The organism is Streptomyces sp. NPDC104226 (genome assembly GCF_055584085.1).
Map to the genome: position 1 here is coordinate 652,394 of NZ_JBVJMS010000003.1, position 13,013 is coordinate 665,406.

Annotated in this window: 14 protein-coding genes; 5 read left to right on the plus strand and 9 right to left on the minus strand. The window is 69.0% G+C overall.

Translation table 11 applies throughout. The features are described 5' to 3' along the window. Positions 1-8: 8 nt before the first annotated feature. The 3 genes from uraD to ACZ60J_RS12865 all read right to left on the minus strand — a co-directional run bounded on the left by uraD (position 9) and on the right by ACZ60J_RS12865 (position 1,325). On the minus strand, positions 9-524 hold the full coding sequence (gene uraD / locus ACZ60J_RS12855; protein ID WP_469681302.1) for a 2-oxo-4-hydroxy-4-carboxy-5-ureidoimidazoline decarboxylase: 516 nt from the start codon (positions 522-524) through the stop codon (positions 9-11). Between the two features lie 154 nt (positions 525-678). After that, positions 679-1,077: a helix-turn-helix domain-containing protein gene (locus ACZ60J_RS12860; protein ID WP_469681304.1), complete on the minus strand. Its 399-nt coding sequence runs from the start codon at positions 1,075-1,077 to the stop codon at positions 679-681. After that, a complete protein-coding gene (locus tag ACZ60J_RS12865) occupies positions 1,074-1,325 on the minus strand; it encodes a thiamine-binding protein (protein WP_469681306.1) in 252 nt (83 codons plus the stop codon). Before ACZ60J_RS12865 ends, ACZ60J_RS12860 begins: the two co-directional genes overlap by 4 nt. Positions 1,326-1,451: 126 nt before the next feature. Between ACZ60J_RS12865 and ACZ60J_RS12870 the strand changes: the two genes are divergently transcribed. From ACZ60J_RS12870 to ACZ60J_RS12880, 3 genes are all read left to right on the plus strand, one after another. Then, a complete protein-coding gene (locus tag ACZ60J_RS12870; RefSeq protein ID WP_469681308.1) occupies positions 1,452-2,285 on the plus strand; it encodes a TIM barrel protein in 834 nt (277 codons plus the stop codon). A 75-nt stretch (positions 2,286-2,360) separates the two neighbouring features. Further along, on the plus strand, positions 2,361-3,251 hold the full coding sequence (locus tag ACZ60J_RS12875) for a 2-hydroxy-3-oxopropionate reductase (RefSeq protein ID WP_361769791.1): 891 nt from the start codon (positions 2,361-2,363) through the stop codon (positions 3,249-3,251). Between the two features lie 259 nt (positions 3,252-3,510). Further along, on the plus strand, positions 3,511-4,968 hold the full coding sequence (locus ACZ60J_RS12880) for a catalase (protein ID WP_469681541.1): 1,458 nt from the start codon (positions 3,511-3,513) through the stop codon (positions 4,966-4,968). A 418-nt stretch (positions 4,969-5,386) separates the two neighbouring features. Here the strand turns inward: ACZ60J_RS12880 and ACZ60J_RS12885 are convergent, their stop codons facing one another. From ACZ60J_RS12885 to ACZ60J_RS12900, 4 genes are all read right to left on the minus strand, one after another. Continuing rightward, complete coding sequence (locus tag ACZ60J_RS12885; protein ID WP_469681310.1) at positions 5,387-5,734, minus strand: hypothetical protein; 348 nt, start codon at positions 5,732-5,734, stop codon at positions 5,387-5,389. Between the two features lie 231 nt (positions 5,735-5,965). Then, positions 5,966-6,334, minus strand: coding sequence for a hypothetical protein (locus tag ACZ60J_RS12890; protein ID WP_469681312.1), 369 nt, complete (start codon positions 6,332-6,334; stop codon positions 5,966-5,968). 195 nt (positions 6,335-6,529) lie between these two features. Next, positions 6,530-8,320, minus strand: a complete 1,791-nt coding sequence (gcl, locus tag ACZ60J_RS12895) for a glyoxylate carboligase (RefSeq protein ID WP_469681314.1) — start codon at positions 8,318-8,320, stop codon at positions 6,530-6,532. Between the two features lie 308 nt (positions 8,321-8,628). Beyond that, a complete protein-coding gene (locus tag ACZ60J_RS12900) occupies positions 8,629-8,871 on the minus strand; it encodes a hypothetical protein (protein WP_469681559.1) in 243 nt (80 codons plus the stop codon). On the opposite strand from ACZ60J_RS12900, the gene ACZ60J_RS12905 reads away from it, so the two are divergent. Together ACZ60J_RS12905 and ACZ60J_RS12910 are read left to right on the plus strand one after the other, a co-directional pair. Next, on the plus strand, positions 8,792-9,424 hold the full coding sequence (locus tag ACZ60J_RS12905) for a hypothetical protein (RefSeq protein ID WP_469681543.1): 633 nt from the start codon (positions 8,792-8,794) through the stop codon (positions 9,422-9,424). The two genes, ACZ60J_RS12900 and ACZ60J_RS12905, sit on opposite strands and share 80 nt — an antisense overlap. Before the next feature lie 55 nt (positions 9,425-9,479). Then, positions 9,480-9,968 (plus strand): glutathione peroxidase, encoded by a 489-nt coding sequence (locus ACZ60J_RS12910; RefSeq protein ID WP_469681316.1) that lies wholly within the window; start codon positions 9,480-9,482, stop codon positions 9,966-9,968. Between the two features lie 93 nt (positions 9,969-10,061). On the opposite strand, the gene ACZ60J_RS12915 is transcribed toward ACZ60J_RS12910, so the two are convergent. Together ACZ60J_RS12915 and ACZ60J_RS12920 are read right to left on the minus strand one after the other, a co-directional pair. Continuing rightward, positions 10,062-11,612 carry an AMP-binding protein gene (locus tag ACZ60J_RS12915; protein ID WP_469681318.1) on the minus strand — a complete coding sequence of 517 codons (1,551 nt, stop codon included), beginning with the start codon at positions 11,610-11,612 and terminating at the stop codon, positions 10,062-10,064. 180 nt (positions 11,613-11,792) lie between these two features. Continuing rightward, complete coding sequence (locus ACZ60J_RS12920; RefSeq protein ID WP_469681320.1) at positions 11,793-13,001, minus strand: winged helix DNA-binding domain-containing protein; 1,209 nt, start codon at positions 12,999-13,001, stop codon at positions 11,793-11,795. Positions 13,002-13,013 lie beyond the last annotated feature (12 nt).

Consider the following 13,013-nt stretch of genomic DNA (forward strand, 5'->3'; position numbering starts at 1 on the left):
GCTCGGTCTTACTCTCCTTCTACGGATTCCACGAGACGGGTCAGCCGAATCCGGTTGATCTTGACGAGCTCGCCACGAGCGATTTCCCGCTCCTGTTCCGGCGAGTTCTCGATCCGGACCTTGACCGCGTCCCGCATGAACTCACCGGTCGCACCGGTGGCGCAGATGAGGAAGACGTGGCCGAACTTCTCCTGGTAGGCCAGGTTCAGTTCGAGGAGCTCGGACTTGAGCTCCTCAGAGGCACCGGCCATGCCACGCTGCTCGCGGGCGGAGGTCGGGTCTCCCGGCTTCGGCCGGCCGATCGGCGCGTGGCCACCCATCGCCTCGCCCAGGTCCTCCGCGGTGAGCTCGGCCATGGCGGCCTCGTTCGCGGAGAACAGGGTGTCGGCGTTGGTGAAGGGGCGCTGGGCGAGCAGCTTGCTGCCCCATGCCGAGCTGGCACACACCTCGTGCAGCTCGGCCGTGGCCGCGCTGTCGTCCAAGGCGTTGAACCGGGTGAGACCCGGGGTCGGACTCGAAGTCACGGTAGGCCTCCGTGGCCTGTTGTTGCTTTGACGGGCTGCGCATAGCTAACGCCCTCGACAACACGGCGTCAACACTTTGTTGAAACTTCCCGTACACAAAAGCCGCCGCCCGGGTGAATTGGGCGGCGGCTCGTCACGGTGGGTCAATCAGGATTCACTCTTGGTTGGTCGCGGTGGACCCTTTGGGAGTGTTTGAGTCCCGGTTCAAATAGTTGTAGACCGTGAAGCGACTCACGCCCAGGGCTCCCGCGACCGTCTCCACACCGTGCCGGACCGAGAAGGCGCCCCGCGCCTCCAGTATCCGCACGACGTCCTGCTTGGACTTCCGGTCGAGCTGGGACAACGGTACGCCGTGCCGGCGCTCCAGCGCCGCCAGGATGTGGTCCAGCGAGTCGGAGAGCTGCGGAAGCCGTACGGCCAGCAGGTCCTGACCCTCCCACGCGAGCACGACGTCGTCCGGCTGGGCCAGGGACGGGTCCATCAGCTCGCCGCCCATGGCGTCCACCAGCGGCTTGACCGCGGCGACGAACGGGTGGTCCCGGGGCTCGGTCATGGCGTGTCCTCCCCGATCACGTTGACCTGGAGCGAGACGCGCGTGGCTCCGGCCTCCAGGGAGTTCCGCAGCAGGGCGGCGACCGCGGTCAGCACCGCGTCGGACTCGCCCTCGGCGGTGTTGCCGAACGGGCCGACGTCCACCGCGTCCAGCTGGGCCGTCTGGATGACCTCGCGAGCGGCTACGGCATGGGCAGGGGCCTCTTCTAGATCGAAGGGCTCGGTCGTGAACTCCACTCTCAATCGCACGCCGCTCAAGCTACCTGGCAGTCCGGACTTTTCGGGAGGCGGTACTTGACAACCGGGCCGCCCTGCTTGCAGTCTTCCATCAGGCAGAAACTAACTTCCGCAATACGGAAGGAGCGCACACCCCTCATGGGATACACGGACCAGCGCTTCGATGTAAATCTTTCGATCCTCTTCACGGAACTCCCGCTCCTGGAGCGTCCCGCGGCTGCCGCCGCAGCGGGCTTCACGGCGGTCGAGCTGTGGTGGCCCTGGATCGAGACCCCCACCCCCGCTCAGGAGGAGCTCGACGCCCTCAAGGCCGCTCTTGAGGACGCCGGCACCCAGCTGGTGGGCCTGAACTTCTACGCCGGCCAGCTGCCGGGCCCGGACCGCGGTGCGGTGTCGGTTCCCGGTGAGGAGTCGGAGCGCTTCAACGCCAACATCAACGTGGCCGCGGACTTCGCCGCCTCCGTTGGCTGCAAGGCGCTGAACGCCCTCTACGGCAACCGCGTCGAAGGCGTGGACCCGGCCGTTCAGGACGAGCTCGCCCTGAAGAACCTGGTCGTGGCGGCTCAGGCCGCGGACCGCGTCGGCGCGATCCTCCTGATCGAGACCCTGAACAAGCCCGAGTCGCCGCTCTACCCCCTGGTGAGCGCCCCGGCCGGCATCGAGGTAGTGGACAAGGTGAACGAGGCCACCGGCCTCGGGAACGCCAAGTTCCTGCTCGACCTGTACCACCTGGCGATGAACGATGAGGACCTCTCCGAGGTCATCGAAAAGTACGCCGCCAAGACCGGTCACGTCCAAATCGCGGACAAGCCGGGACGAGGTGCCCCCGGCACCGGCGAGCTGCCCCTCGAAGAGCTGCTCGACCAGCTCCAGAAGGCCGGCTACCAGGGCTTTGTCGGTCTCGAGTACAAGGCCGCCGACGCCGCCGCCTCCTTCGCATGGCTGCCGGCCGAGGCCCGCGCCGCGAAGTAAGCGGGAAAAGTCCGGGCGAACAGCCAGGCACCTGACGAACTTTTCGTACGAAGCATTAAGAGAAGGACCCTCATCATGAGCAACCTCCCCAAGATCGCGTGGATCGGTCTCGGCATCATGGGCTCCCCCATGGCCGAGAACCTCCTGAAGGCCGGCTACTCGGTCACCGGCTTCACGCTGGAGCAGGACAAGCTGGACCGCCTGGCCGCCGCCGGTGGCTCCGCCGCCGGTTCGATCGCCGAGGCCGTCAAGGACGCCGACGTCATCATCACGATGGTGCCCGCCTCCCCGCAGGTCGAGGCCATCTCCTACGGTGAGAACGGCATCCTCGAGAACGCCAAGTCCGGCGCGCTGATCATCGACATGTCGTCGATCACCCCGCAGACCTCGATCGACCTGGCGAAGAACGCCGCCGCCAAGGGCATCCGCGTCATCGACGCCCCGGTGTCCGGTGGCGAGGCCGGCGCCATCGAGGCCGTCCTGTCGATCATGGTGGGTGGCGAGCAGGCCGACTTCGACGAGGCCCTGCCGGTCCTCGAGGCCCTCGGCAAGGTCATCGTCCTGTGCGGCCCGCACGGCTCCGGCCAGACGGTGAAGGCCGCCAACCAGCTCATCGTCGCGGTGAACATCCAGGCGTGCGCCGAGGCCGTCGTCTTCCTCGAGAAGTCGGGCGTGAACCTCGAAGCCGCTCTGGACGTGCTCAACGGCGGTCTGGCCGGCTCCACGGTCCTGACCCGCAAGAAGGCCAACTTCCTGAACCGCGACTTCAAGCCCGGTTTCCGGATCGACCTGCACCACAAGGACATGGGCATCGTCACCGACGCCGCCCGCAACGTCGGTGCGGCCCTCCCGGTCGGCGCGGTCGTCGCCCAGCTGGTCGCCTCGCTGCGCGCCCAGGGTGACGGTGGCCTGGACCACTCCGCGCTGCTCCGCGCGGTCGAGCGCCTCTCCGGCGCCCAGATCTGAGCTCCGCTCGGATAGGCGGCCCGAGCCCGGTCTCCCCGACCGCAGGGCCGCCGCCCGCCCCGCTCACGGGGCCCTGAGTTTCCGGATGGTGCCGGTGCTGACACCTGTCCTGTCGCGCCCAAGTGCCGGCACCGTCCGGATTACCTCTCCCTCAACTTTCATTTCAACAAACTGTTGACGTCTCGTTCATGCCGAAATTAGTCTGTTCCGCATGACGGAAGACGATTTCCGTCAGCAGTTATCCGTACGGAAGGTCACCATGTCGAAGCGCACGCTGACGACCGAGTCTGGCGCCCCGGTCGCCGACAACCAGAACTCCGCTACCGCCGGCGTCGGTGGCCCCCTGCTGATCCAGGACCAGCAGCTCCTCGAGAAGCTCGCCCGGTTCAACCGCGAGCGCATCCCGGAGCGCGTGGTGCACGCCCGCGGCTCCGCGGCGTACGGCTACTTCGAGGTGACCGACGACGTCACCGCGTACACCAGCGCCGCGTTCCTGAACACGGTCGGCAAGAAGACCGAGACCTTCCTGCGGTTCTCCACCGTCGCCGACTCGCTGGGTGGCGCGGACGCCGTCCGCGACCCGCGCGGCTTCGCGCTGAAGTTCTACACCGAAGAGGGCAACTACGACCTCGTCGGCAACAACACCCCGGTGTTCTTCATCAAGGACCCGATCAAGTTCCCCGACTTCATCCACTCGCAGAAGCGCGACCCCTTCACGGGCAAGCAGGAAGCGGACAACGTCTGGGACTTCTGGGCGCACGCCCCCGAGGCGACGCACCAGATCACCTGGCTGATGGGTGACCGCGGTATCCCGGCGTCGTACCGTCACATGAACGGCTACGGCTCCCACACGTACCAGTGGACCAACGCGCAGGGCGAGGCCTTCTTCGTCAAGTACCACTTCAAGACGAACCAGGGCATCCGCTGCCTGTCGGGCGAGCAGGCCGCCGAGCTCGTCGGCTCCGACGCCAACTCGCACCAGACCGACCTGCTGCAGGCCATCGAGCGCGGTGTGAACCCGAGCTGGACCCTGTACGTCCAGGTCATGCCGGCCTCCGAGGCCGCGGACTACCGCTTCAACCCGTTCGACCTCACCAAGGTGTGGCCGCACTCGGACTACCCGCTGCAGCGCGTCGGCCGCCTGGTCCTGGACCGGAACCCCGACAACGTCTTCGCCGAGGTCGAGCAGTCCGCGTTCTCCCCGAACAACTTCGTCCCGGGCATCACCGCCTCGCCGGACAAGATGCTCCAGGGCCGCCTCTTCGCGTACGCCGACGCCCAGCGTTACCGCCTCGGTGTGAACCACACCCAGCTGCCGGTCAACTCCGCGAAGGCGGCGAAGGTCGACAACTACGGCCGCGACGGCGTCATGGCGCTGCGCAACGGCTCGCGCCACGACAAGAACTACGAGCCCAACTCGCACCAGGGTCCGGCCGAGACCGGTCTGGCGCTGGGCGCCCCGAAGGCCGTCTCCGGCTACACGGGCACCCACGAGGCTCCGGCGCACACCAAGGACGACGACTTCTTCCAGGCCGGTGAGCTCTACCGCCTGATGTCGGAGGCCGAGAAGCAGCGTCTGGTGGCGACCATCGCCGGCGGCCTGTCGCAGGTCACCCTCGAGGACGTCATCGAGAAGAACCTGGCTCACTTCCACGCCGCCGACGCCGACTACGGCAAGCGCGTCGAGGAGGCCGTCCGCGCCCTGCGCGACGCCTGAGCCCACAAGCTGCGCCGGGGTCCTGACGGGAGGTCAGGATCCGGGTGCTGAGCCCGCACTGCGGACCCGGATGAGGGGTGGTACGCGGTGAGGGCAGGACGAGGACCGTGGCGAGCGTGCGAGCCAGTGCGGTGGTAATGGGTTCCGAGGCCCGTCTCTTGACCTGAGGGAGACGAAGCCGGAGTTCTCGTCGCCGCTCGCCACGGTCCCAGCCAAACCTCTCCTCTCTATACGGGGGCCACGCACAGAGCCCCCTGCATACGGAGGACAACCTCCCCCACCCTCTCCGCCCGGCGGTGCGAACGTCCTGTCGCGCCAGCCTCGTACCGTCGGGCGGTAACAAGCACCACACACTCAAAGAGCCGAGTCACGGACGGTCCCGTGACTCGGCTCTTTGTCATGCCCGGGGGCCGGCGGCTCAGCTGAACACGACCGACCGGAGCTCCAGCCGCTCCGAGCCCCGCCCCACGAGCGGCCGCAGCGTGAACCAGTCCCCCGTGCAGTCCGGCTCGGTGAAGACCGTCGCCGTGGAGTCGGTGAGGTTGCGCGGCGAGTGGGCGGACGCACTGGCACCGGGATCGGCCACCTCGGGCAGGGTGATGCACTCACCGCTCTCCGGGTCGGGCAGGGCGGCACGCTGCGGGCGCCCGTCCGGTCCGATGTACGTGTACTCGAACACCCCGGCGGCGGCCGAGGCCGACGACGGAACGGTCAGCAGCAGCGCAAAGGCGCCGAAGGCGGCAACGGCGGCACGACGAAGACGCATCAGGGAATCCCCTCGGGAGAGCAGGAGCAGCGGGAAGCATCGGAAAGATGCAAAGCCACCCTTGCTGAGCTCCCGAGCCCAGTCACCGCCCTTCTCGCGCCGTATCGGTTCTCCCTCACCCGAACGGACCCGAACGCCCCCGAAGGGCGGCACAGGCGCCTTCTGAGCCCTGGAGCCCCTCTCCTTGCCCCACGGAGCCCCTCCCCGTACGGGAGGCCGCCTTTCGTCCTCCTACCTGGGATCGTCGGTTTCCCAGGGATGGGAGAAGAGGCCGGGCCGGACTCCCCACGCGCTTAGCACGCTGCCCAGCTCACGCTCGTCCGCGGCGTCGGCGGCCTCGACGAGGCATGCGCCGCGGTCGTAGTCGAAGCCGACCATGTGCTCGGAGTCGTACTCCCAGTGCTCCAGCCGAAAGCTTCGTCCAGGGTCGCTGCGAACCCACCCCTCGCCCCCGGCCCGGACGTCGGGCTCGCTCCGTACGGGACGGACGTCCACGAACGCCCGGCGATCCGGTCGCGATGCCGGCACTTCCACGACCAGCCTCCTGCCGAGTCGGAGCGCGGTCAGTTTGCCCGTCGGCCAGTCCCATCCGTCATCCACGGGCCTCATTGTCCGCACCGGCCGGGGGACAACGTCAGGGGGGGCCGGTGCCCTGAGGGCCCCGCGTGGTCGGCGGGCGTGCCGTCTGGTGGAACGGGGGTGGGACCTCCGGCCCCTGGGGGACGCGGAACGGCCCCCGTTCCTCCTGGGGGAGGGACGGGGGCCGTTCGGTGGTGCTAGACCAGCCTGATGGGACTAGGCGGGCAGGGTGTTGCGGATCGCGGAGGGGGCGTGGCCGGCCTCGGTCGCGAGCTCCTCGAACTCGGTGACGTCGCTCATGTCGACCGTCTTGCTCATGGAGATGTTGGTGATGCGTTCCAGGATGGCCTCGACGACGACCGGGACCTGGAACTCCTGGGCCAGCTTCTTGGCCTGCTCGAAGGCCTCGCCCAGCTTGTCCGGGTCGGTGACGCGGATCGCCTTGACGCCCAGGCCCTCGGCGACCTTGACGTGGTCGACGCCGTAGACACCCAGCTCGGGGGTGTTGATGTTCTCGAACTCGAGGTTGACCTCGAAGTTGATGCCCAGACCGCCCTGCGCCTGACGGATCAGACCCAGGTAGGCGTTGTTCACGAGGACGTGGACGTAGGGGACCTTGTGCTGGGCGGCGACCGCCAGCTCCTCGATCATGAACTGGAAGTCGTAGTCGCCGGACAGCGCGACGATCGGGGTCTCCGGGTCCGCGGTGGCGGCACCGATGGCGGCCGGGATGGTCCAGCCGAGGGGGCCGGCCTGGCCGCAGTTGATCCAGTTGCGCGGCTTGTAGACGTGCAGCATCTGCGCACCGGCGATCTGGGACAGACCGATGGTGGTGACGTAGCGGGTCTCGGGGCCGAACGCCTTGTTCATCTCCTCGTAGACGCGCTGCGGCTTCATGGGGATGTTGTCGAAGTGCGTGCGGCGCAGCAGCGTCGCCTTGCGCTCCTGGGCGGAAGCGGCCCAGGCGCTGAAGTCGGGCAGCTTGCCCTCGGCCTTGAGCTCCTTGGCGATCTCGATGAAGAGCTCCAGGGCCGCCTTGGCGTCCGAGGCGATGCCGAAGTCCGGGGCGAAGATCTTGCCGATCTGGGTCGGCTCGATGTCGACGTGGACGAACTTGCGGCCCTTGGTGTAGGCGTCGAGGTTGTAACCGGTGTGACGGTTGGCCCAACGGTTGCCGATGCCGAAGACGAAGTCCGACTCGAGGAACGTCGCGTTGCCGTAGCGGTGCGAGGTCTGGACTCCGACCATGCCGGCGGCCAGCTCGTGGTCGTCCGGGATGACGCCCCAGCCCATGAGGGTGGAGATGACCGGGACGTTCGTCAGCTCGGCGAACTCGACCAGCAGGTCGGCGGCGTCGGCGTTGATGATGCCGCCACCGGCGACGATCAGCGGACGCTCGGACTCGAGCAGGAACTGCAGGGCCTTGGCGGCCTGGGCGCGGGTCGCGGCCGGCTTGTAGACCGGCAGCGGGGAGTAGGTCTCGGGGTCGAACTCGATCTCGGTCAGCTGGACGTCGATCGGGAGGTCGATCAGGACCGGGCCCGGACGGCCGGAGCGCATCAGGTGGAAGGCCTCCTGGAACACGCCCGGAACCTGGGCGGCCTCGAGGATGGTCGTCGCCTTCTTGGTGACCGGCTTGGCGATCGAAGCGATGTCGACGGCCTGGAAGTCCTCCTTGTGGAGCTTCGAGACCGGAGCCTGACCGGTGATGCACAGGATCGGGATGGAGTCCGCGATCGCGGAGTACAGGCCGGTGATCATGTCGGTGCCGGCCGGGCCCGAGGTACCGATGCAGACGCCGATGTTGCCGGCCTTGGCGCGGGTGTAACCCTCGGCCATGTGCGAGGCACCCTCGACGTGGCGGGCCAGCGTGTGAGCGATTCCGCCCACGTTCTTGAGCTCGCGGTAGAACGGGTTGATCGCAGCACCGGGGACGCCGAACGCTTGTTCGACACCCTCGAGCTTGAGGATCTCCACTGCAGCGGCGGCGGCTGTCATACGAGGCATCGAGTTCTCCTGCGGGTCTGGCGGGTCAGGCTTTTCCGTAATCCGGAAGTTTTGTTCTGCTATACGGAACAAGCTAAGCGGCGACTCCCTGCAACGTCAAGGCGGTACGGCACCCCGGAACCCACCAAAAGCCGCGTCCCGGGCGGTGAGTCGTACGAAAAACCAGGACCAGCCAGAAAATCGGGGGTCCGCCCACCCCTCCGGTGGCAGGTGGTGGACCATGGGGCTACGCACAGCGACGGAGGGGGTCCAGGTCTCATGGCGGATGCGGTACCGGTGCGCTGCCCGGCGTGCCTGCGCGAGAACGACTACGCCGCCCCGGTCTTCCCCTGCGCCTGCGGGAACCCGGTCACCCCGCCCCTGGACCTGACCTCGCCGCCCCGGGAGCTGACCCACCGCACCTGGACGCAGAGCTGGGTCGCGGTGCGGTGCGAGGCCTGTCGGCGGGAGAGCGAGTGGCCGCATCCGGAGGTGGGGTGCACCTCCTGCGGGACGGTCGTCCTGGTTCCGGTGCATCCGCTGGAGCCGGCGGGCGGCGGGATTGCACGCACTCCTCTCGCGTCCCCTCCTTCTCCCCCTTCTCCTTCTCCCCCTTCTCCTTCTCCCACCGGGATGGAGCCGCCCGGGTGGCCGGGGCGGCAAGGGTGGCCGGGGTCGCCGGGGTCGCCGGGATGGCCCGACGGCACGGCCCCGGCCCCGGCCGGCCCCGCGGTGCCGCGGCCCGCCTTCCGGCCCGTGACGATCCGTACCGCCCGGGACGCGGTGGTCACCGCCGCGCTGTACCTGCGCTGGCTCGGCTTCCAGGACGTGCGCCAGCCCGACGGGCGGCCGATCCCGTCGGCGGCGGTGGACCTGCGGGCCCCCGGCCTGGTCGCCCAGGTGGACCCGACCACGGCCCCGGCCGGGCTGCGGGCGGTGGAGTGCGTCTGGCTGAACGGGCTCACGGCCTGCGCGACGAGCGTCTACTTCTCCCTCGCCGGATACACCGACGACGCCCGCGCCCGCGCGGACGACCTCGGGATACCGCTCTTCGTCATGGACCTCACGGGCAGGCCCCAACCGGTCAACGACCCGGCGGACGACCTCGTCGGCATGGGGGCCTAGGCACGGGGCTAGGCTCGGGGGATATCACGTGCGTTTGCCTGCCGAGGAGAGCTTGATGAGCCTGTACGACATCCCGCTGACCACCCTGTCCGACGAGCCCACCAGCCTCGCCGCGCACAAGGGCAAGGCGATCCTGCTCGTGAACACCGCCTCGCAGTGCGGTCTCACCCCGCAGTACTCGGGTCTGGCCCGCCTGCAGTTCAAGTACGAGGAGAAGGGCTTCACCGTCATCGGTGTGCCCTGCAACCAGTTCGGCGGCCAGGAGCCGGGCAACGCCGACGACATCCAGACGTTCTGCGCGGCCGGCTTCGGCGTCACCTTCCCGATGCTGGAGAAGACCGAGGTCAACGGCGAGAACCGGCACCCGCTCTACAAGGAGCTCGTGAAGGTTCCGGACGCCGAGGGCGAGGCCGGTGACATCACCTGGAACTTCGAGAAGTTCCTGATCTCCCCCGCCGGCGAGGTCGTGGCCCGCTTCCGCCCGCGCACGGAGCCCGAGGCTCCCGAGGTCATCGCGGCGATCGAGGCGCAGCTGCCCGGCTAGCCGACGGCCCGTACCCGGCTACACGGGTGCGGCAGTACGGCGGTACGGGGCTGCGCGCGCAGCCCCGTACCGCCGTCACGAACCGGGCCGGGGTCAGTTCACCTGCCGGTCCAGGCCCGACCAGTACGGCTCGCGGAGCTTGAACTTCTGGATCTTGCCGGTGGCCGTGCGCGGGATGGCGGCGCGGAACTCGACCGTCGTCGGGGCCTTGTACCCGGCCAGTCGCTGCTTGCAGTGGGCGATGATCTCCGCCTCCTGGACGGCCTGTCCGTCGACTCCCTCGGCGAGGACCACGAGGGCCTTGATCGTCTCGCCCCACTTCTCGTGCGGCACACCGATGACGGCGACCTCGGCGACCGCCGGATGGCTGAAGATCGCGTCCTCCACCTCGATCGACGACACGTTCTCGCCGCCGGTGATGATCACGTCCTTCTTGCGGTCGGAGATCGTCAGGTGGCCGTCGGCCTCGTCGACCGTGCCGCCGTCACCCGTGTGGAACCAGCCGTCCCGCAGTGCGGCCGCGGTCTCCTCCGGCTTGTCCCAGTACCCCTCCAGTACGACGTTCGACCTGGCCAGGACCTCGCCTTCCTCGGAGACCCGCAGCTTGACCCCCAGTGCGGGCAGCCCCGCACGCGACAGCCGGCGCGCCCGTTCCTCGGCCGGCAGCCCGGCGTCGGCGGGCAGGGTCCGGTTGAAGGTGAGCAGCGGCGAGGTCTCGGTGAGGCCGTAGATCTGCGTGAACTCCCAGCCCAGCTCCTCCCCCATGCGCTGGATCGTCCGGCTCGGCGGCGGGGCGCCCGCGCAGACGATGCGCACCCGGTCGCGGCCCGGGATCTCGCCCTCCCAGCTCGCCGCCGCGTCCAGCACGGTGTTCCAGACGGCGGGCGCACCGCACATCAGCGTGACTCCGTGCTCCTCGACCCGGCGCAGGATCTCGGCGCCGTCGACCTTGCGCAGCACCACCTGCTTGACGCCGAGCCCGGCCATCACGAAGGGCATGCCCCAGCCGTTGCAGTGGAACATCGGCAGCGTGTGCATGTAGACGTCACGCTCCCAGACCCGGGTGTGCAGTCCGAAGGTGAGCCCGTTCACCCAGATGTTGCGGTGGGTGAGCTGCACCCCCTTGGGGCGGGCGGTGGTGCCGGAGGTGTAGTTGATCGTCGCGGTCGCGTCCTCGTCCGGGTGCGACCAGGGGCGCGGCTCCACGCCGAAGCGCATCAGCTGCGTGTCCGTCTCCGTCCCGAGGACGAAGCGGTGGCGGGCCTTGACGCCCGCCAGCGCCTCGTCCAGTTCCGGGTCGACGAGCAGGACCGAGGCCCCGCTCTGCCGGACCACGTAGTCGACCTCCTCGGGCTTGAGCCGGAAGTTGACCGGCACGCAGACGCGCCCGCTCATCGGCACCGCGAAGAGCAGCTCCAGGAGCCGGGCGGAGTTGTGGCTGACCACGGCCACGCGCTCGCCCTCGCCCACCCCCAGCGCGTCGAATCCCGCCTGCCAGGCCCGTACGCGCTCGCCCAGCCTCCCGTAGGTCGCATCGGGAACCGGTGGAGCGGGCTGATCCGGCTCGTCCACCACACCCGGGCTCGACGAGAACCCCAGCTCCGCCCGGTCGAGGAAGTCCGTGACGGTCATGGGAATCCGCATGTGCTCTCTCCTAGGTCCCTGATCCCGAACAGCTGCATGACTGGCGCGCCGCCGCCGTCCGACGGCGGTCGAGCGGCGCGCCACGAACGAGAACGATCGCGCGGGTGATCTCGGTCGTGCCAGGCATCGTGCCGTGTCCGGCGTACGGGCCACCAGAGCGCGGCGCCGTCGGGTGGGGACTCACGGACGGATGGAACCGAAGCGGACCTCACCCGCCCCGTCGCCCATCACCGCGAGCAGCGCCTCTCCCTCGGCCACGATCTCCGCCTTGACGGCCTTGGAGACGGCGGAGAACAACTCGACGGTGAGGTTCCCTGCGCCCTTCCCTGCGCCCTTCCCTGCGCCTTTCTCTCCGTCCTTCCCTCCGGCGTCCAGCTTCCAGAGCCCGGCGAGGAAACCGTCGAGGAGCAGCGTGCAGTGGGCCTGGTTCCCGGTCCAGCTGCTCCCCTTCAGCTCGGGCGGGATCACCCGGGAGCGGTCGGCGTGGGAGAGGAGCAGGTTGTCGAACTCGGGAAGGAAGCGCGGCGGGGCGGGCTGCCCGGCATCGGGGCGGGGCCCGTCGGGCAGATCGAAGAGTTCGACGCCGTTCTCGTCCTGGAACACCTCCAGTACGGGCCTCAGCCGCTCGAAGGCCTCGCGCAGCCGGGTGAGCCCGGCCCACGTCTGCATGTCCTTGACGGAGGCGGGCCCGAAAGCCCCGAGATACCGCAGAACGGCAGCATCGATCCCCGAGCCCTCCCCACCGGACTCACCGCTCTCGCCTCCTCCCTCTCCTCCCTCCGCGTCCCTTCCCACCCACTCGCTCAAGGTGGTGAGGCGGACCTGCCCGCTCTTCCCCCAGACCCCGCGCGGGGTGACCTGGACGAGCGGCAGCCGGCAGCGCGCGGCGACGGACAGCGACTGCGGGTCGGCTCCGGGCCACTCCTTGAGCAGCTCCTCCCGTATCTCCGCCATGGTCCGCGGTTCGGCCTCCACGAACTCCCGCGCCCGCTCGGCCAGCCTGTCCAGGTCCACTCCGACCAGGCCCTTGCGGAAGTAGTTGATCTCCCGGTCGCGGGCGGGCTGGACCAGGGGACGCAGGGTGAGCGCGTCGCGGACGGTGTGGGTGTGGATGGTGGACCTCATGGTGACCATCCGGACCACCTGCCGGGACTCCATCAGCCCGGCGAGCTCGGCCGGGCCGAATCCGGCGAGGCGGGCGTGGAGCTGGAAGTAGGGCGGCTTCGCGTTCTGCGCCTGCAGCCCCAGCAGGTGCTCGGTGGCGTCCTGCGCGGACATCTCGGCGCGGGTCAGGAGCAGCTGGCGGGCGAGCGTGGCACGGTTCAGCGCACGGGTGTCGAGTACGGGACGCGTCGTCTTGGAGGCCATGCCGACAACGTATCGGCCCATGCGGACACATTC

Excerpts from the sequence above, each read along its gene's own strand:
- ACZ60J_RS12910 (WP_469681316.1), top strand. The coding sequence starts at position 9,480 with ATGAGCCTGTACGACATCCCGCTGACCACCCTGTCCGACGAGCCCACC.
- ACZ60J_RS12920 (WP_469681320.1), bottom strand. The coding sequence starts at position 13,001 with ATGGGCCGATACGTTGTCGGCATGGCCTCCAAGACGACGCGTCCCGTA.
- gcl (WP_469681314.1), bottom strand. The coding sequence starts at position 8,320 with ATGCCTCGTATGACAGCCGCCGCCGCTGCAGTGGAGATCCTCAAGCTC.
- ACZ60J_RS12880 (WP_469681541.1), top strand. The coding sequence starts at position 3,511 with ATGTCGAAGCGCACGCTGACGACCGAGTCTGGCGCCCCGGTCGCCGAC.
- ACZ60J_RS12885 (WP_469681310.1), bottom strand. The coding sequence starts at position 5,734 with ATGCGTCTTCGTCGTGCCGCCGTTGCCGCCTTCGGCGCCTTTGCGCTG.
- ACZ60J_RS12875 (WP_361769791.1), top strand. The coding sequence starts at position 2,361 with ATGAGCAACCTCCCCAAGATCGCGTGGATCGGTCTCGGCATCATGGGC.
- ACZ60J_RS12915 (WP_469681318.1), bottom strand. The coding sequence starts at position 11,612 with ATGCGGATTCCCATGACCGTCACGGACTTCCTCGACCGGGCGGAGCTG.
- ACZ60J_RS12870 (WP_469681308.1), top strand. The coding sequence starts at position 1,452 with ATGGGATACACGGACCAGCGCTTCGATGTAAATCTTTCGATCCTCTTC.
- ACZ60J_RS12860 (WP_469681304.1), bottom strand. The coding sequence starts at position 1,077 with ATGACCGAGCCCCGGGACCACCCGTTCGTCGCCGCGGTCAAGCCGCTG.